Below are 17,184 nucleotides of genomic sequence, written 5' to 3'. Positions count from 1 at the left end.
GGGTTGTAGCTTTCCATGTCCCAGTCCGGTGAGCTCACCCAGCGTCGGTTGCGCTTCAGCAGGAAGAAAAAGAAGAAGTCCCCGACCGGTGACATGTCCCTGGTGGAGCACCTGCAGGAGCTCCGCCGCCGCGTGATCATTTCGCTGCTGGCCTTGTTCGCCGGCACCATCATCGGTTTCATGTGGTACCAGTACGCGCCTTTCGGCACCCAGCCTCTCGGGGAGATCCTCCGCGGGCCCTACTGTGAGTTGCCCCCGGAGATCCGCGCCGACTTCACCCGCGACAACGAGTGCCGTCTGCTGGCCACCCGCCCCTTTGAGATGTTCATGCTGCGTCTCAAGGTCGGAGCGCTGGCCGGTATCGTGCTTTCCTCGCCGGTGTGGCTGTACCAGATGTGGGCCTTCATCGTCCCGGGTCTGCACAAGAAGGAACGCCGCACCACGTTCACCTTCGTCTCCCTCGCCGTGCTGCTTTTCGTGTTGGGCGCTCTCATCGCCTACTTCATCGTCGGTTTCGCGCTGGAGTTCCTCATGACGATGGGCACCGAGTTCGCGGTCTCCGCCCTGACCGGACAGGACTACTACAACTTCCTGCTCGGACTGCTCGTCATCTTCGGCGTGAGCTTTGAGGTGCCGCTCATCATCGTCACGCTCAACATCATCGGGCTGCTGTCCTATGAGACGCTCAGGGACAAGCGTCGCATCATCATCCTCATCCTCTTCGTTTTCGCGGCGTTCATGACCCCGGGCCAGGATCCTTTCTCCATGGTCGTGTTGGCCGGCTGCCTCACGCTGCTCGTGGAGATGGCCATCCAGTTCACCCGCTGGAACGACAAGCGCCGCCAGGTGGAGCGCCCCGAGTGGATGGATCTCGACGACGAGGCCGCCTCCCCGCTCGACACCGCACCCGGTGGAACCCACGCCCCGTCGCCGATCGCGCGGCCCGCGCCCGTCGACATGCCCCGGGCCCCGCAGCCGGGTTCTTTCGACGATGTGCTCTAGCTGGCGTCCCCCAGCGATCTGAGGTGACGCTGTGTCTCGGCATCAAGTGACGCCAACCACGTTGCCTCGTCACCCGCCGCGGGGAGGACGTAGCCGTACTCCACCATGTCAGACGGCGGGAGTTCGAGCAGGTACACCCAGACGGCGCGTCGTGGAACGCCCAGCACCGTCTGTACCGCATTGTTCAGGGCACCCAGCAGCGCTTCCTTCTGTTCAGGTGTGCGGCCCGCCCGAATCTGTCCGTGCACGAACACCAGATCGTCGGCGATGGGCTCCCCGCCGACAAAATGTCGCTCCGGGTCGATGTCGTGGAACACCACCTGGGCGAAGAACCCTGGGGCACCGGTGGCCGCGGTATGGGCGCGGGTGATCGCACGGGCCAGGTTGGCGCGGACTGAATGATCGAGGTGGCCCGCACGGGCGTGGACTGTATAGGTCGGCATGGGCGCAATCGTAGTGTGGGCCGGTTCCCGGCACCTGCAATTTCAGTAACGTGGGTGACATGAACGACACCCATGTCACACACCTCCGGGAGTTCGCCTCCCGCTTCTCCTTCCCCCTCGATGACTTCCAGTTGGAGGGGTGTCGCGCGGTGGAGGAGGGACACGGAGTTTTGGTCTGTGCACCCACTGGTGCCGGCAAGACCATCGTCGGTGAGTTCGCCGTCTCCCTGGCCCTCTCCCAGGGCACGAAGTGCTTCTACACCACGCCGATCAAGGCGCTGAGCAACCAGAAGTTCAACGATCTGCGCAAGGACTACGGCGAGCAAGTCGTCGGCCTGCTCACTGGTGATGTGTCGATCAACTCCCATGCCGAGATCGTCGTCATGACCACCGAGGTGCTGCGCAACATGATCTATGCGGGCTCCCCGACCCTCGACCGTCTCAGCCACGTCGTCATGGATGAGATCCACTACCTCGCCGACCGGGAGCGTGGTGCGGTGTGGGAGGAGGTCATCCTCAACCTGGATGAATCGGTCAACATCGTCGGCCTGTCGGCGACGGTGTCCAACTCGGAGGAGTTCGGCGACTGGTTGTCCACCGTTCGCGGCGACACCAAGGTGATCGTCACCGATCAGCGTCCCGTTCCGCTGGAGCAGTGGATGATGGTCGGCCGCAAGGTCTATCCGCTCTTCGAACCCGGGACGGGTGGTGAGGTCAACCACGAACTTGAGCAGGTCATCGCCCGCATTCAGGCCGATGAGGCAGAAGAGGGGCGAGCGGACTACGAGTCAGGGCGTGGCTTCCGGGCCCGCGCCGAGGGACGCCGCTCGGGCATCAAACGCCCCCAGGATCGCCGGAAGCCGGTCGGTCGCCCGGATGTCATCCGCGTCCTGCAGGGCCGCGACATGCTGCCGGCGATCACCTTCATCTTCTCCCGCGCCGGCTGCGACGGCGCCCTGTTCCAGTGCCTGCGCTCCAACCTGGTGCTCACTAACTACGAGGAGTCCCAGAAAATCGAGGAGATCATCGACGCCGGCGTCGAGGGCATCCCCGAGGAGGACCTGGAGGTCCTGCAGTTCTCCCAGTGGAAGGCCGCGCTCAAGCGCGGATTCGCGGCCCACCATGCGGGCATGCTGCCGGCGTTCAAGCACATCGTCGAAAAGCTCTTTGTGCAGGGGCTGGTGCGCATGGTGTTCGCCACCGAGACTCTGGCGCTGGGCATCAACATGCCGGCGCGCTCCGTGGTGCTGGAGAAGCTGGTCAAGTTCGACGGCGAAGGGCATGTCGAGCTCACGCCGGGCCAGTACACGCAGCTGACGGGCCGTGCGGGACGACGCGGTATCGACGTCATCGGCCATGCCGTCGTCCAGTGGAGCCCGGCGATGGATCCACGCGCGGTGGCCGGGTTGGCCTCGACCCGCACTTACCCGCTCATCTCCACCTTCGCGCCCGGTTACAACATGGCTGTCAACCTGCTGGGCATGATCGGTTTCGAGCCCTCCCTGCGCCTGCTGGAGAAGTCCTTCGCGCAGTACCAGGCGGACGGTTCCGTCGTTGATGATGTCCGCGAGATCGAACGCGCCGAACACAAGGTCCGCGAGCTGCGCTCGCAGCTTCTCGACGCCATCGCCACCTTCGCCCCACCCGTCCGCGACGGGGAGGACCCGGCGGATCAGCTCATGGAGTACATGAGCCTGCGCCGGGACCTGAGCGAGGAGGAGAAGTCCTCCCGCGTGCACTCCCTGGAGCAGCGGCAGCAGGAAACGGTCACGATCCTGGGCAAACTGCAGCTTGGCGACGTCATCGTCACCCCCGGCCGCAAGCACCCCGTACTCGCCGTGGTGGTCACCCCAGCCAACCAGACCCGCGACCCCCGCCCCTGGGTGACCACCGAACAGGGCTGGTCCGGGCGTATCGACGCCTCCCACTTCAACAACCCGCCCCAGACCATCGGCCGCATGAAACTGCCGCGCAAGGTCCTGGACAACCCGCGCCGCAACACCCGCCACATCGTCGACCAGTTCCAGCGCACCAGCTTCAAACGCCCGAAGAAGATGCGCCAGCAGGCCCGGGTGCGGGACTCAAAGAAGGTCATCGCGCTGCGCGAGGCCATGCGCAACCATCCGGTGCACTCCTGGCCGGCCACCGACCGCGAGCAGCTGGCGCGGGTCGCCGAGAAGCTGGCCCGCCGCGAACGGGAACTGACCCGCCTGAACGCCCGTGTGGAGAAGGCGACCGATACCCTCGGCCGTCACTTCGAGCGCATCATCGGTCTGCTCTCTGAGATGAGCTACGTCGAGTTCGAGGGGCCTGAGCGGGAGCCGGTGATCACCCCGGAGGGCGTGCTGCTCTCCCAGATCCACAACGAGTCTGACCTGCTCGTCGCCCAGTGCCTGCGCCGCGGCATCTGGAACGACCTGGACCCGGCGGAACTCGCCGGCGTGGTCTCGCTGTGCACGTTTGAAAACCGTAAGGATTTCGGCGGGGAACCCAACGCCGCCACCGACCGCATGGCGGAGGCGATGGACGCCACCATCCGTATCTGGCAGGAGCTGGCCGCTGATGAGCAGCGTCACCGGCTGCCGATCACCCGCGAGCCGGAGGCCGGTTTCTCCCTGGCGATCCACCAGTGGGCGGCCGGCGCGCCTCTGGGGTACTGCCTGGCCGCGGCCGCCGAGTCCGGGGCGGAGATGACCCCCGGCGATTTCGTCCGCTGGTGCCGCCAGGTCATGGATCTGTTGGGCCAGGTGGCCAAGACCGCCTACACCGACGACGTACAGGCCAACGCCCGTCGCGCCATCGACGCCATCCGCCGCGGAGTGGTGGCCATCGGCAGCTAAACGGTCGAGAGGCCGCGGTCGAGTTCACACTGATCTCGACCATTCAGAAGGACCGATGGACGGCCCCCGTCCAACGTCTCTCGAAGGTTTCTCAGTAGGCCTGCTCCAGCGCCGCCACCGCCGCCAGAATAGAGCGCCGGTGCGCGGCGACCTGCGCCACGGTCGCCAGCCCGGTGTTGACACCGAAGGGGTCGGTGATCATCGACTGCACCGCCACCACCTCGTCGCCGATGATCACCGGCCCACCCGAATCGCCCTTGATCGCCTTGGGGCTGTTGTGCAGGATCGCCGCCGAAGTAACGAACGTGGATAGGTTACGGCCCAGTGCGAAGGGGGTGCGCAACACCACCCGACCCAGCCGTTGACGCTTCCGGTGCCAACTTCCCCCGAATCCCTCGGTGCGGGTGGGGGCGAAGAAGGGGGCGGGGTGCGCTGCTAAGCCGAGGAGGTGTTTCGGCGGTGACGGGCGATCCATCCTCAGGACGGCGATGTCGGTGCGGGGGATGCGCACGGCCCCGCGGATGCGTGCGTGGAAGAAGGCCCCGCCGACCTTGATCTCCCCGGTGCGTTCTCGCAGGAAATGCGCACAACTGAGGATGTATTCGGTGGAGGACTCCGCGGCGGCAAGGTCCGGCGCGATGAGTACCCCGGAGCAGTAGGAGCGGCCGGAATTCAGGCGGACGGTGATGGCGTGCGACACGGTTTCCCAGCGTACCTACGATGGGTGATATGACTGATCTGTTTCCCACGCATGTATACGCCGAGCGTCTTACCCGAGCCGCCGAATTGTGCCGTGAGCAGGGCCTTTCAGGGCTCATCATCGGCACGGGTCCGGAGCTGGCGTATCTCACGGGGTCCTGGATCAGCTCGCATGAACGACTGACGGCCCTGGTGATTCCGGCGCACGGTCACCCGGTGCTGCTGGCCCCGCAGACGGATATCGGGGATCTGGCGCTCTCGGCGTTGCCCCATCTGGATGTCATCGTCCGTGGGTGGGTGGATGGGGAGGATGCCCACGCCCGCGCTGTCGCGGTGCTGGATCCCGGCCCCGTGGCGCTGGGTTCGTCGTTGACCACGCTGCATGTGCTGCGCTTGCAGGAGCTTATCGACGCCCCCGTGCTCCCCGCCGCCACCACCCTCAAAGAGCTGTTCATGCGGAAGGATGCCGCCGAGATCGAGCAGCTGGCGCTGGCCGGAGCGGCCATCGACCGGGTCCATGAGCGGGTGCCGTCGCTATTGCGGGCCGGCCGTACGGAAAACCAGGTGGCCGCGGATCTTCGCACGTTGATCCTCAAGGAGCATGCGGTGGTGGATTTCGTCATCGTCGGCTCGGGGCCGAATGGGGCGAATCCGCACCACTCGCATTCGGCCCGGGTGCTGGAGGAAGGTGACGTCGTGGTCGTTGACGTGGGTGGCACGCGCGGTCCCGGGTACCACTCGGATTCCACGCGCACCTACATTGTGGGTGGTGCGGAGCATGCTCCGACAGATGCTGCCGCGGCCTACGAGGTCCTGCAACAGGCCCACGCCGCGGCGATGGCGCAGGCGCGCCCCGGGGTGACGGCGGCCTCGGTGGACGCCGCCGCCCGCGAGGTGATCACGCAGGCTGGGTTCGGCGGGTATTTCATCCACCGCACCGGGCACGGCATCGGATTGTCCACCCATGAGGAGCCTTACATCATGGCTGGTAACGAGCTGGTGCTGGAGGAGGGGATGTGTTTTTCCATCGAGCCGGGCATCTATCTGCCGGGGCAGTGGGGAATGCGACTGGAGGATATTGTTGTTGTGTCTCCTACAGGCGTAGAATCGCTGTCACATCAACAACGTGATCTGAGGTAGACATCATGACCACCACCCGCGCCCTCTTCGTCGGCCACGGCACTCCCATGAACGCCATCGACGACAACGACGTCACCCGCACCTGGTCCCGACTGGGGGAGGAGACGACCCCGCGCGCCATCCTGTCCGTCTCCGCCCACTGGTACACCAAGGGCACCGGGGTCACGGCCATGTCTGATCCCCGCACGATCCATGACTTCTACGGCTTCCCGCAGGAGCTTTTTGACGTCCAGTACAACGCCCCCGGCGATCCCGAGATCGCGGAGCTGGTGCGCGACGTCGCGAAGCCGACCCTCGTGCAGCAGGACCATGACTGGGGCCTCGACCACGGCACCTGGTCCGTGCTCAAGCACATGTACCCGGAAGCCGACATCCCCGTCGTCCAGCTGTCCATCGACGCCACCAAGCCCCTGTCCGAGCACTACGACCTGGGCGCGCGCCTCGCGCGGCTGGCCACCGAACACGGTGTGCTCATCGTCGGTTCCGGCAACGTCGTGCACAATCTCTCCCTCGTCAACTGGCACGGCGGGGACACCGGCTACGCCTGGGCCGATGATTTTGACGCCGCCGCCCGCGACATCATGCTGGGCGATCCCGATCGCCTCGAATCCCTCCGGGAGCACGACGCTTACACCCGTTCCGTGCCCACCCCCGATCATTTCCTCCCGCTGGCCTATGTCGCCGGGGTGTCCTCCGCACTCGGCGGGACAGTCGATGTGTTCAATGACCACCGCACGATGGGTTCACTGTCCATGACGGGTTACCGGGTAGCGTCTTAAGGTATGAACGCCATCCTGTTGCTCGGCGGCACCTCCGAGATCGGGCTCGAGCTGGCCACCCGCCTGTGCGCCGGGCGGGAGGTCGTGCTCGCCGCCCGTCGTGAGCCCGACGTCCAGCTGCTTATCGACGCCGGCGCCACCGCCATCCACCACCTCCCCTTCGAAGCCACCGATCTGGCCTCCCACCGCCCGGTCGTGGAGGAAGCGATCGAGCTCAGCGGGGGAGTATCCACCGCCATCGTGGCCTTCGGCGTCCTCGGTGACCAGGCCCGCGCGGAAGCAGATGAGGCGCACGCCGCAGAAATCGCCACCATCGACTACACCGCGCAGGTCTCGATGCTCACGGTGCTGGCGGATGTCATGACGCAGGGCGAGATCATCGCTTTCTCCTCGATCGCCGGGTGGCGGGCCCGCCGCGCCAACTACGTCTATGGCTCCACCAAGGCCGGCCTCGATGCCTTCTGCCAGGGCCTGTCCGATCGCCTCCACGGCTCCGGGCTGCGGCTGATCACCGCCCGCCCCGGCTTCGTTATCGGCACCATGACCGCAGGGATGGACCCGGCACCCATGTCGGTCACCCCGGCAGAGGTCGCCGACGCCATCGCGGCAGAGATCACCGGCGGCCGCGGTTCGCGCACCCTGTGGATCCCGCGCCGCCTGCGCCTGCTGGCCTGGGTCATGCGCCTGGTGCCGCGCCCCGTCTGGCGGCGCATGCCCCGCTAACTGACCTCGTATTCCCCTTCGCCCAAGGCCAGGTACTCGACGTGATCCCCGCTCGGGGCGCCACAACGATGCCCACAACCGGCGAAATGGGTCGGCCCATCCACCCCTTCCGCGGCGGCCTGCAGGGCGTCGAGGTGGACGTCGGAACGCGAGAGCCCACAGTTGCCGCAGGCGCTGACCTGCAGCAACGAGGAGCCGGCGTCGAAAATCAGCCCCAGCGGCGCCAGCACCCGCACCACCTGCTCCGCGACGCCTTCCTCCAGGCCCTCGATCTGCAGGATGCCGCCGCGGCACACGCGCACCGGCGCCTCAATCACATCGAGCATCCGGGCGATCTGCGTGCTCATCATCCCCAAGCGCAGCCCGGCCCCCAGATGCACGTGCCCGTCGGTCTGGCCGAGCCAGCCGATCTCGCCGGGCTCCGGTGCGGGATCCCTGGCGGGGTGGAAGCCGGCGACGTCGATAAGCGAATCTGCTGAAGCACCATAAAGCCGGACATGACCGGCCTCGGTGAGGTGGATGCGGGCGTCGGAAAGCTGTTCGGCCAGGACGGCGAGCGGCTCCCAGCCACCCGGGGTGACGATTCCGGAGGCGGGCACAAGGTCGACATATAGCTTGGCGTGGGTCACAGGGGGCCATTCTAGTTAAGGTGGGACGCATGTTCTTTTCGCGCGCGACACCGGTCCACCGCGCCGGCGTGGGCTCCACGCTTACCCGCGCGTGGTTGCCGCTGGCCCACGAAATCAGCAGGGGAGTGCTGCGCCGCCGACACCAACCGACCCGCCCCACGCATGCCGAATGGGACGCCGAACCCAGCTTCGGCGACGCCACCTGGGTCATCGGCCAACCGCCCGGAACGCTGCTTGCCGACGCCCCCATGCAGCTCATAGGCGGTAGCCGCGTCACCGCCACCCGCATGGAATACGTCACCACGGATGCCCGCGGCCGCACCATCACCGCCACCGGCGCCTACCTCCACTCGCACAGCCCCTGGCGCGGCGGCACCCGCCCCGTCATCGCCTTCGCACCCTCCACCCAGGGCGTGGCGCCGCACTGCGATCCCTCCTATTCCATGTCCGTGGGCATGTCATTCACCCTGCGCGGCCCCATCGATATCGTCGCCAGCTATGAACTGCCCGCCATCACCGCCATGCTCGCCGCCGGCATGCACGTCGTGCTCACCGACTACCCGCGCGACCCCGACTTCGGCTGGCAGCTCTACTGCGATCATGCCTCCGGCGCCAACTCGCTTCTCGACGCCGTCCGCGCCGCCCGCCACCTCGGTCTACCCACTCACACCCCGGTCGGCATGTGGGGCTTTTCCCAGGGCGGTGCGGCCGTGGGCGCGGCACTGGAGAACGCCGACTACGCCCCGGACATCGCCCCGGTGGCAGCCGTGATCGGCGCACCACCCTCGCGCCTGGATGAGGTCCTCGCCCACGTCGACGGCTCGCTGGTCACCGGCGTGCTCTCCTACGCCGTCGCCGGGCTCATGGTCGCCTCCCCGGACATCCGCGCTGAGATCCTCGGCGCGCTCACCCCTGAGGGCCTCGACCACATCACCGCGGACACCGCCACCTGCGCCGTCAGCTCCGTGTTCACCTCCGGGTGGCGCGGCACCCACCGCTGGACCCACGCCGGGGTGCCGCTCGGTGAGCTTCTCGACGACCTCCCGTGCGTCTCCGCCGAGTTCGAGGCCCGGGCGCTGGGCCGACGGGCACCGGACGTGCCCGTCCTGCTGTGGGGCTCGCGCCACGATGACGTCGTCCCCTTCTCACAGGTCCTCGACCTGCGCGACATGTGGCGCAGCGGGGGAGCAGACGTGGAGTGGTTCGCCGACGACACCTGGCCCATCCCGGGCCGTACCGGCGCCAATCACTTCGGCCCCTATTACCGGCACCTGACCCGCCACGTCGGGTGGTTGATCGATCAGCTACGCCGGTAGGGTGGGCTCGTGCCGTTTCTACTTGCCGTCCTTCCCATCCTCATCATCGAGGCCCTCGTCTTCTGGGCTTTCGGTTCCTGGCTCGGTGTGGGCTGGGCCCTGCTGCTCATGTTCGGGCTCATGGCCCTCGGAGTGGTGGCTGCACCGATCGAAATGCGCCGCGTCGGCCAGCTCGCCGCCGGACAGAAGATCTCCGCCGGTCGCCTGGCCGGTGACTACGGCCTGCTCTCCTTGGGCGGCGTCCTGGCGGGCACGCCCGGTATCGCCTCCTCGATCCTGGGACTGCTGCTGATTTTCCCGCCGACTCGCGCCATTGCGCGGCGGGTCGCCGCGAAGAAGATGATGGCCTCCATTGAGGATCTGGGCGTGCGCAGCTACGAGGCGACTGCTTCTCGACGCCCCGGTACCTCCTACGGCAGCTTCTCCGACCCGTCCCAGGTCATCGATGAACCGGACGACACGGACATCGAGGACTGGTCCCGCGACGTACGCCCGGAGGACTTCAAGTGATCTTCCTGCTGCGACTGCTTCTTGCCGCGGCCACCGGTTTCCTCGCCTACACCTCTAATGAACCCCTCGGCTGGTGGTGGGCTGCGCTGGTGGGCATGGCCGGACTTTATGTCGCGCTTATGCCCTGGCGGGGGCAGGGGCCTGGGTGGTGGTCGGGCGCGCTCATCGGCTTCACCCACGCGCTGGTGGCGTACCTGTTCATGCTGCCGTGGATCGGGGAGTTCGTGGGCAGCATGCCCTACATCGCCCTGTCCGTCTTCTGCGCCCTCTACGCACTGGTCATGGGTGTCGGCGGTGTGGCAGTCGCCCGCTGGCGCTACGGCTTCCTCGCCTTCCCCTTCATTTACGTGCTGGTGGAGTGGGCGCGCAGCTCCTTCCCCTTCGGCGGTTTCGCCTGGGTGCGTCTGGCCTGGGGGCAGATAGGCGGCCCGCTGGCGAACCTCGCCGTGTGGGGAGGCCCGGCGCTGGTGTCCTTCGCGGCGGTACTCGTCGGCGTCGGGCTGGTCGGGCTGGCGGTACGGCAGGTGCGCTGGGTGGCCCTCGGGGCCGTCGTGCTGCCATTGCTCGCCGGTGTGGCGACGGGCCTGACAGTGGTCAACCGGGAAGAACCCACCACCGGCCAGGTCCGGGTCGCCGCCGTGCAGGGCAATGTGCCGCGCATGGGCCTGGACTTCAATGCCCAGCGTCGTGCCGTGCTGGCCAACCACGTGGCGGTCACCGAGGAGCTGGCGGGGGAGGAGCTGGACATGGTCATCTGGCCGGAGAACTCCTCCGACGTCAACCCCTTCGCCGATGAGGAGGCGGGGGAGATGGTCGCCCGCGCCGTCGATAGTGTGGATACCCCGATCCTGGTAGGCACCATCACCCGCGATGAGGTCGGCGACCGCAACACAATGGTCGTCATGGATCCGGACAGCGGCCGCGGCGACCACCACCACAAGCACTTCCTTCAGCCTTTCGGCGAGTACATGCCCATGCGGGACTTCTTCCGCAACTTCTCCGAGTACGTCGACCAGGCCGGCGATTTCAAGCCGGGTGCACCGGAGTTCACGGTGGGCATCCGCGATGTCGTCGTCGGTGTCGCCACCTGCTATGAGGTGGCCTTCGACCCGGCGCTGCGCACCGCCGTGCTCGATGGCGCGCAGATCCTCACCACCCCGACCAACAACGCCACCTTCGGATTCACCGACATGACCTACCAGCAGCTGGCCATGTCCCGCCTGCGTGCGATCGAGGTGGACCGCGCGGTTGTCGTGGCCGCCACCTCAGGGGTGTCCGCCATGGTGCATCCGGATGGATCCGTCAGCCAGGAGACCGGGATCTTCGAGCCCGCCAAGCTGGTGGAGTCCCTGCCGCTGCGCGAGTCCGTGACGTTCGCCGCCCGATTCGGCCATGTCGTCCAGTATGGCCTTATAATTGCCGGTGGCCTGCTCTTCGTCGCCGCGCTGGTGACCGGCCGGCGACAGCACACCGCACAAGCAAGGAGACCTTCGTGACTCAACCCAGTGACGCGACCCTGGTGATCATCCCCACCTACAACGAGCTGGAAAACCTGCCGCTCATCGTCGGCCGGGTCCGTTCTGCCACCCCGGAGGTCGACATCCTCATCGTCGACGACAACAGCCCCGACGGCACCGGCGACAAAGCCGATGAGCTCGCCGCCGATGACACTCACATCCACGTTCTCCACCGCGAGGGCAAGGGCGGCCTGTGCGGCGCGTATGTCGCCGGTTTCCAGTGGGGCCTGGAGCGCGAGTACACCGTCCTGTGCGAGATGGACGCCGACGGCTCCCACGCACCCGAGCAGCTGCACCTGCTACTCGATGAGGTCGACGCCGGCGCCGACCTGGTTATCGGCTCCCGCTACGTGCCGGGCGGCAAGGTGATCAACTGGCCGAAGAAGCGGTGGATCCTGTCCAAGGGCGGCAACATCTACATCTCCCTGCTGCTGGGCGCCGGACTGACTGATATGACCGCGGGTTACCGTGCTTATCGACGCGACGTCCTCGAGTCCCTCGACCTAGATGAACTCTCCAACGCCGGCTACATCTTCCAGGTGGACCTGGCGTGGCGTGCCGTCTCCGGCGGTTTCGACGTCCGCGAAGTACCCATCACCTTCACCGAGCGTGAGATCGGCGAGTCGAAGCTGGACGGCAGCTTCGTCAAGGACTCCCTCTTCGAGGTGACCAAGTGGGGTCTCGCCCACCGCCTGGAGCAGCTTTCCGACGCCGCGGCCATCTCCAAGCGTATGGTCACCCACGAGTACCGCCACTGGAAGCGCTCCCGCCAGCGCGACTGATCACCCTGCAGAAAACCCCCCGGTGCCAGGTGGCACCGGGGGGGTCTTCGTCTGGCGTCTAGCTGTTCTTCTCGGCGGCTTCTGCGGCCTGCTGCTCCTTGAGCAGGCGGGCGGCGGAGCGACGGCGCTTGCGCAGCAGCTCAATGCGCTCCTCCAAGAGGACGTCCAGCTCCTCCAGTGATCGACGCTCCAGCAGCATGTCCCAGTGGGTGCGCGGCGGTTTGACGGGCTTGGACTCGACGCCCTCACCCTCGATGAGGGTGCCCAGCTGGCCGTTCTTGCACATCCACTCCTCGGGGATTTCCGCATCGTCGGCGAACGGGACCTCGTAGATCTCACCGTTGTCGGTGCGGTACTTCACCATCTGGCGCGGGGCAAGGTCATGGTCGCGGTCAGTTTCATAGCTGACAGCACCCATGCGGCTGCCGCGGAGTACGCGATCTGCCATTGCGGCATCATCCTTTTCTTCGGCTCAGTTCCAATAGACGTATCAGTATAACGTGCGGGGGAGGGGGTTTGTTCCCGGGCGGGGTGAGTTCATCCGATATGGTGGTCACGTGACGATATCCACGCCCAATCCCGTCATCTCATGCGCGTGGTGCGGCAAGGAGCTGGTTGTTACCGGCCGTGGCCGACCGCGCAAGTACTGCAGCCGCTCGTGCAAGCAGCGCGCCTATGAGCAACGTCAAAGTGTTTCGGGTACCAGTATTCCGGCGGAAGCGGTTATCATTCATCCGGACCGTGCCGCAGCGTTGAGGGACTCCCTTTTCGAGTTGCGGTGCGCGGCTGAAGACGTCGCCACCGCATCAGCAGAAGGCGCCGAACCGGACGAGATCCGCGTCCTGTGCTCCGAACTGGTGGCACTCGCACGGACGATTGAGAAGTTGAGGTAGTTAGGGCGATGACCACCCAGAGCAAGCCGGCCAGCAAGATCATCATCGCGATCTTCGTGATCCTTATCGTGGTACTGGCACTGGTCGCCGTGGTTCCGATGCTGTTCGCCTTGGCGATGGGCCCCGGCGTGAAGACGGAGGGCCTCAAGGCGGAGGGCGCGGCCCCGGCCAGCACCGACATCAACGGCGAGTGGCACGTGGCGCACCGGCGCGGCGATGCCAACACCACCTCGGTGGGCTTCACCTTCTTCGAGATCCTGCCCTCTGATCGTCGCCAGACCTCCGGCTCCACGCAATCCGTGGAGGGCTGGGCGACCATCGAGCAGGGCACGCTGCAGTCCGGTGAGATCGTCGTGGACATGACCAATGTCACCACCGACAACGAGCGCCGCGACATCAATGTCCGCAACAAGATCTTCCACACCAACGAGTTCCCGACGGCAATTTTCACCATCACCGAGCCCGCCGACGTCACGCACGTCCCTGCCGACGGCACCCCCGGGAAGGTGACCCTTTCCGGGGAGATGGAGATCCGCGGCGAGACCCGCCCGCTGAGCCACGAGTTCGACATCCTCCGCGACGGCGACGAGGTCATCGTCTCCGGCGACATCGAGATCAACCGCAATGAATACGGCGTCGAGTCGCCCGAGTTCGTCGCCGCCAAGATCGACGACACCGGCGAGCTCAACATCCGCATCATGCTGCGAAAGTAGGTCACTCCATGAACCCGTCCCGCATGATCCCGATGATCTGGGTTCGTCTCATCGTCATCCTCGTCTTCGGCCTCTACGTCACGTGGCAGGGCTACTGGTTTATCGGCATCATCGCCGGCATTTTGGTCCTGGTGTCCATCTGGCAGCTCTGGATGGCATACAGGTACCGGGACCAAGAGTAGCCCTTTTTCGTCACTGTGACGTTAATCGGGCGTATTCCTGGACATGGGGAAGCGGGGTCCGGTGGCGATTCTCGCACCTTCCGTCTGCGTAACGCCAGACGGGCCGTATGGGATCCACCAGGTGGGTGCGACCGGGCAACGATAAGGCGTCTGACGTTTGGCAGAAGCCAGGCGGCGTCTGCGTAAGGCCGGACAGGCCCTAAGGGATCGGCCCAGGAAGACGCGGTCTCCTACCTTTGGCGACGAGGCTAATGCGCCGATAATGTACATTATGTCATTTCAGCACTGCCCTAGGATGGGCCCACGCCATCAGCCTGGTACGTCGGGGTTTCGCTCCGGACCTGCCCCATCTCCTGCGGCATGCCCGACCTCGACGGCAAACCCTTCTAGCTCAAATCCGCCCACGGCCGGGCCCGCCTGATTCTCTTACCAAACGAAGGCCAGCGCCGATCGTTTCCCCAGGTCAGGAATGGTGATATGTCAGGGAATCAGGTGGCAAGTTCTCTTCGGGCTCCTCGGGGCACTCTGGGGCACGCGCATAGCACCGGATCACAGAACCCTTCCATCTCAACCCCGCCCACGGCCAGGCCCGCCTGATTCTCTTACCAAACGAAGGCCAGCGCCGATCGTTTCCCCAGGTTAATAATGGTGATATGTGAGGGAATCAGGTGGCTAGTTCTCTTCGGGCATCTGGCCGGGTTCTTCGGGGTGCGCGCAGTCATAATGCTCGCAGAGCACCGGATGGTAGTCGTCCCACTGCAGCGTCGCCACGTCCTCCCCTGCCAAGGACATGACGAGCTTGTCCAGGTAGTACTCCCACCCGGGGCCCAGGTCACGGGCGGCGTACTCGAGGCCGTCGAGGCGCTGGCGGAACTCCAGATCAGTGTCATCACCCTCGGCGCTCAGGGTTACGCTGAGCACCCACTCCCCGGCGGGGCTCTGCAAGGTGACGGCCAGTGCGTGGGGCGCTTCGCAGTGGTCGATGCGCGCGGTACCCGGCGCATCCGGGACCTCGTGGGTGGTCACCGTGACTTCCCCACCGGCTGGATCGCCGGCGAAGGTGCCGTACCAGGTATCGAGAAGCTCGGGGTCGGTGATCTGGTTCCAGACCGCATCGATGACGTGCGCGATGCGGCGGGTGATGATCAACTCAGGCCAGACGGGGCCGGTGGACAGGTATCCGGTGGGTTCACGTGTGGTCATGAGCCCCATGGTGCCAGCTTATCGGCGCCCCCGCCGGTTGCGGTGCGTCATGGTGAACTGGACAGTATCGAGCATGCCGAGGCGGAACAGGGCCTCACGCAGGGCAAATTGGTAGAGCCACAGGCGTCGGAAAGCAATGTCGAAACCGGCGGCCGCAGCTTCCCGCAAGTGCCCCTCGAACAGGGAGCGTTGCATGGCGAGGGATACCTCGTGGTGGCCACCGATATGGGTTTGACCGACGATCCGCAGGCCGGTCTCCCGGTCCGCCATCTTGTGGACTTCCTCGATGTTCATGTGCTCCAACCCGGGCCAGATGTAGGCGCGCAGCGCGTGCAGTGCCTGCTTGGCTGCGCCGCTCAGCGCGTCGGTGGCCACCACGGATTGCATCGCCGCGTATCCCCCGACGCTCAACGAACGGTCGAGCATCTGCAGGTATCGGACGCGGTCGCGGGTTTCCAGCACTTCGAGCTTCTCCACCGAGACGATCGCATCATAGGAACCGCGGTGCTCGCGCGGCACCGGGCCATCGACGACGGAGACCAGCACGTTGGGCTCCACACCGGCCAACAGCAACTGCTCCCCCACGGCCGTTGCCTGCTGCGGATCAGCGGTGAGCGTATCCACGGTAGCCCGCCGGTGCGCTGCCTGGATCGCCACGGCACCGCCGGAACAGGCGAATTCCAAGAGGTGGGTGCCGGCGGAGACGCGGGCGGCGTCGAGAAGCATGGTGGCGGTGCGTGTCTGGGCGTCGCCGAGATCTTCTCGGTCCACGGCAGCCGGGGCGGAAAAAGTGGTCAGATCGACGAAGTGGGTGTCCGGGCCCTTGCCCGCCGCGTGGTTGGGGACGGCGGTGCGCACGGTGGTGGGCACCCCGGAGGCGAAAACCCCGCCGAAGGCGCTCAACCCGTCGCCGGAACCCAGCGCAACGAGCTCGGCGGGCAACTCGCCGCCGCCATAACCCGGCGACTCGGGCACGGAGACGCGCGGTCGGTAGCCGGTGGAAATCAGCGCGGCGAGGACGTCGACAAGCGTGTCTGAACGCCACTCCCCCGCCATGAAACTCTCCGCCAACCCCAACCAACCGGACACAGCCAGACGGGAAAACAACGCCTCGTGTTCAACGACGAGATCAGGCTCGGCATCCGGATCCAACTCCAGCCCGGCGTTGCCGCACGCGCGGGCGAAACTCGCCTCCGCCAGCCGTGCGCGCAGGTCAACGAGCCGCCCAGCAGGAACTCGCGCCACGCCGGGCCACGCGACGGCGTCGATTGCCGCCAGATGGGGATACCTCACAACGAGACATCCTAACGCTGTCTGGCCACAGTTAAGGGCAGGCGCGACCGGTCACGTCGCAGTTCGCGGGGTGAACGATATACGATGGACCCCGTTGAAATTCGCACAGAAGATGAGGAAGCTTTTTTCATGACGAACACCCCTTTCCGTCCTGAGGGCGGCCGCCACCACGTGGTCATCATCGGCTCCGGTTTCGGCGGCCTGTTTGCGGCTCAGGACCTGAAGAACGCAAACGTCGACATCACCATCATCGACCGCACGAACCACCACCTCTTCCAGCCCCTGCTCTATCAGGTAGCCACCGGCATCCTCTCCTCCGGAGAGATCGCCCCCTCCACCCGCCAGGTCCTCAAGGGCCAGGACAACACGAATGTGGTCAAGGGCGAGGTGACCGACATCAACCTGGAGAAGCAGATCGTCACCACCTCGCTCGGCGCGTACACCCGCGAATTCGAGTATGACTCCCTCATCGTCGCCGCCGGCGCCTCCCAGTCCTACTTCGGCAACGACCACTTCGCCG

General features: G+C 66.0%; 19 protein-coding genes. 13 read left to right on the top strand and 6 right to left on the bottom strand.

Features of this window, described 5'->3' with window-relative positions; genetic code table 11:
- The first annotated feature begins 93 nt into the window (after positions 1-93).
- A complete protein-coding gene (tatC, locus tag Q4G50_RS06780; RefSeq protein ID WP_303376930.1) occupies positions 94-1,002 on the top strand; it encodes a twin-arginine translocase subunit TatC in 909 nt (302 codons plus the stop codon).
- Here the strand turns inward: tatC and Q4G50_RS06775 are convergent.
- The gene (locus Q4G50_RS06775; protein WP_303376893.1) at positions 999-1,445 is read right to left on the bottom strand and encodes a tautomerase family protein; all 447 of its coding nucleotides are present in this window, start codon (positions 1,443-1,445) and stop codon (positions 999-1,001) included. The two genes, tatC and Q4G50_RS06775, sit on opposite strands and share 4 nt — an antisense overlap.
- A gap of 59 nt (positions 1,446-1,504) precedes the next feature.
- Between Q4G50_RS06775 and Q4G50_RS06770 the strand changes: the two genes are divergently transcribed.
- Complete coding sequence (locus tag Q4G50_RS06770; RefSeq protein ID WP_303376892.1) at positions 1,505-4,285, top strand: RNA helicase; 2,781 nt, start codon at positions 1,505-1,507, stop codon at positions 4,283-4,285.
- A 91-nt stretch (positions 4,286-4,376) separates the two neighbouring features.
- On the opposite strand, the gene Q4G50_RS06765 is transcribed toward Q4G50_RS06770, so the two are convergent.
- Entirely contained in the window at positions 4,377-4,985 is a 609-nt protein-coding gene (locus Q4G50_RS06765; protein WP_303376891.1) for a trypsin-like serine protease, read from the bottom strand.
- A gap of 29 nt (positions 4,986-5,014) precedes the next feature.
- Between Q4G50_RS06765 and Q4G50_RS06760 the strand changes: the two genes are divergently transcribed.
- The 3 genes from Q4G50_RS06760 to Q4G50_RS06750 are packed head-to-tail and all read left to right on the top strand — an operon-like array spanning position 5,015 to position 7,626.
- A complete protein-coding gene (locus Q4G50_RS06760; RefSeq protein ID WP_303376890.1) occupies positions 5,015-6,124 on the top strand; it encodes a Xaa-Pro peptidase family protein in 1,110 nt (369 codons plus the stop codon).
- A gap of 5 nt (positions 6,125-6,129) precedes the next feature.
- Positions 6,130-6,903, top strand: coding sequence for a 4,5-DOPA dioxygenase extradiol (gene ygiD, locus Q4G50_RS06755; protein ID WP_303376889.1), 774 nt, complete (start codon positions 6,130-6,132; stop codon positions 6,901-6,903).
- A gap of 3 nt (positions 6,904-6,906) precedes the next feature.
- Entirely contained in the window at positions 6,907-7,626 is a 720-nt protein-coding gene (locus tag Q4G50_RS06750) for an SDR family oxidoreductase (protein ID WP_303376888.1), read from the top strand.
- On the opposite strand, the gene Q4G50_RS06745 is transcribed toward Q4G50_RS06750, so the two are convergent.
- Entirely contained in the window at positions 7,623-8,255 is a 633-nt protein-coding gene (locus Q4G50_RS06745) for a hypothetical protein (RefSeq protein ID WP_303376887.1), read from the bottom strand. The genes Q4G50_RS06750 and Q4G50_RS06745 overlap by 4 nt on opposite strands.
- 29 nt (positions 8,256-8,284) lie before the next feature.
- Between Q4G50_RS06745 and Q4G50_RS06740 the strand changes: the two genes are divergently transcribed.
- From Q4G50_RS06740 to Q4G50_RS06725, 4 genes are read left to right on the top strand one after another with little or no spacing between them, the layout of a single operon-like run.
- A complete protein-coding gene (locus tag Q4G50_RS06740; protein WP_303376886.1) occupies positions 8,285-9,571 on the top strand; it encodes a lipase family protein in 1,287 nt (428 codons plus the stop codon).
- A 9-nt stretch (positions 9,572-9,580) separates the two neighbouring features.
- Complete coding sequence (locus Q4G50_RS06735) at positions 9,581-10,081, top strand: FxsA family protein (protein WP_303376885.1); 501 nt, start codon at positions 9,581-9,583, stop codon at positions 10,079-10,081.
- A complete protein-coding gene (gene lnt, locus Q4G50_RS06730) occupies positions 10,078-11,577 on the top strand; it encodes an apolipoprotein N-acyltransferase (protein WP_303376884.1) in 1,500 nt (499 codons plus the stop codon). Before Q4G50_RS06735 ends, lnt begins: the two co-directional genes overlap by 4 nt.
- The gene (locus Q4G50_RS06725; RefSeq protein WP_303376883.1) at positions 11,574-12,380 is read left to right on the top strand and encodes a polyprenol monophosphomannose synthase; all 807 of its coding nucleotides are present in this window, start codon (positions 11,574-11,576) and stop codon (positions 12,378-12,380) included. The genes lnt and Q4G50_RS06725 overlap by 4 nt, the downstream gene beginning before the upstream one ends.
- 58 nt (positions 12,381-12,438) lie before the next feature.
- On the opposite strand, the gene Q4G50_RS06720 is transcribed toward Q4G50_RS06725, so the two are convergent.
- The gene (locus Q4G50_RS06720; protein WP_303376882.1) at positions 12,439-12,828 is read right to left on the bottom strand and encodes an RNA polymerase-binding protein RbpA; all 390 of its coding nucleotides are present in this window, start codon (positions 12,826-12,828) and stop codon (positions 12,439-12,441) included.
- 115 nt (positions 12,829-12,943) lie between these two features.
- On the opposite strand from Q4G50_RS06720, the gene Q4G50_RS06715 reads away from it, so the two are divergent.
- The 3 genes from Q4G50_RS06715 to Q4G50_RS06705 are packed head-to-tail and all read left to right on the top strand — an operon-like array spanning position 12,944 to position 14,168.
- Complete coding sequence (locus Q4G50_RS06715; RefSeq protein WP_303376929.1) at positions 12,944-13,273, top strand: hypothetical protein; 330 nt, start codon at positions 12,944-12,946, stop codon at positions 13,271-13,273.
- Positions 13,274-13,281: 8 nt separating this feature from the next.
- Entirely contained in the window at positions 13,282-13,986 is a 705-nt protein-coding gene (locus Q4G50_RS06710) for a YceI family protein (protein WP_303376881.1), read from the top strand.
- A gap of 8 nt (positions 13,987-13,994) precedes the next feature.
- Positions 13,995-14,168 (top strand): hypothetical protein, encoded by a 174-nt coding sequence (locus tag Q4G50_RS06705; protein ID WP_303376880.1) that lies wholly within the window; start codon positions 13,995-13,997, stop codon positions 14,166-14,168.
- A 672-nt stretch (positions 14,169-14,840) separates the two neighbouring features.
- Here the strand turns inward: Q4G50_RS06705 and Q4G50_RS06700 are convergent.
- Together Q4G50_RS06700 and Q4G50_RS06695 are read right to left on the bottom strand one after the other, a co-directional pair.
- Complete coding sequence (locus Q4G50_RS06700; protein ID WP_303376879.1) at positions 14,841-15,371, bottom strand: SRPBCC domain-containing protein; 531 nt, start codon at positions 15,369-15,371, stop codon at positions 14,841-14,843.
- 18 nt (positions 15,372-15,389) lie between these two features.
- Positions 15,390-16,664, bottom strand: coding sequence for a class I SAM-dependent methyltransferase (locus Q4G50_RS06695; protein ID WP_303376878.1), 1,275 nt, complete (start codon positions 16,662-16,664; stop codon positions 15,390-15,392).
- A 129-nt stretch (positions 16,665-16,793) separates the two neighbouring features.
- On the opposite strand from Q4G50_RS06695, the gene Q4G50_RS06690 reads away from it, so the two are divergent.
- Positions 16,794-17,184 (top strand): NAD(P)/FAD-dependent oxidoreductase (locus Q4G50_RS06690; protein WP_303376877.1); only part of this gene is annotated, 391 nt, incomplete at its 3' end.

The sequence above is a fragment of the Corynebacterium sp. genome (genome assembly GCF_030538285.1).
Lineage (GTDB): Bacteria > Actinomycetota > Actinomycetes > Mycobacteriales > Mycobacteriaceae > Corynebacterium.
Note: the sequence above shows the minus strand (reverse complement) of the source record. Positions and strands in the feature narration are given on the sequence as shown.

Excerpts from the sequence above, each read along its gene's own strand:
- tatC (WP_303376930.1), top strand. The coding sequence starts at position 94 with ATGTCCCTGGTGGAGCACCTGCAGGAGCTCCGCCGCCGCGTGATCATT.
- Q4G50_RS06775 (WP_303376893.1), bottom strand. The coding sequence starts at position 1,445 with ATGCCGACCTATACAGTCCACGCCCGTGCGGGCCACCTCGATCATTCA.
- Q4G50_RS06770 (WP_303376892.1), top strand. The coding sequence starts at position 1,505 with ATGAACGACACCCATGTCACACACCTCCGGGAGTTCGCCTCCCGCTTC.
- Q4G50_RS06760 (WP_303376890.1), top strand. The coding sequence starts at position 5,015 with ATGACTGATCTGTTTCCCACGCATGTATACGCCGAGCGTCTTACCCGA.
- ygiD (WP_303376889.1), top strand. The coding sequence starts at position 6,130 with ATGACCACCACCCGCGCCCTCTTCGTCGGCCACGGCACTCCCATGAAC.
- Q4G50_RS06750 (WP_303376888.1), top strand. The coding sequence starts at position 6,907 with ATGAACGCCATCCTGTTGCTCGGCGGCACCTCCGAGATCGGGCTCGAG.
- Q4G50_RS06740 (WP_303376886.1), top strand. The coding sequence starts at position 8,285 with ATGTTCTTTTCGCGCGCGACACCGGTCCACCGCGCCGGCGTGGGCTCC.
- Q4G50_RS06720 (WP_303376882.1), bottom strand. The coding sequence starts at position 12,828 with ATGGCAGATCGCGTACTCCGCGGCAGCCGCATGGGTGCTGTCAGCTAT.
- Q4G50_RS06710 (WP_303376881.1), top strand. The coding sequence starts at position 13,282 with ATGACCACCCAGAGCAAGCCGGCCAGCAAGATCATCATCGCGATCTTC.
- Q4G50_RS06705 (WP_303376880.1), top strand. The coding sequence starts at position 13,995 with ATGAACCCGTCCCGCATGATCCCGATGATCTGGGTTCGTCTCATCGTC.
- Q4G50_RS06700 (WP_303376879.1), bottom strand. The coding sequence starts at position 15,371 with ATGACCACACGTGAACCCACCGGATACCTGTCCACCGGCCCCGTCTGG.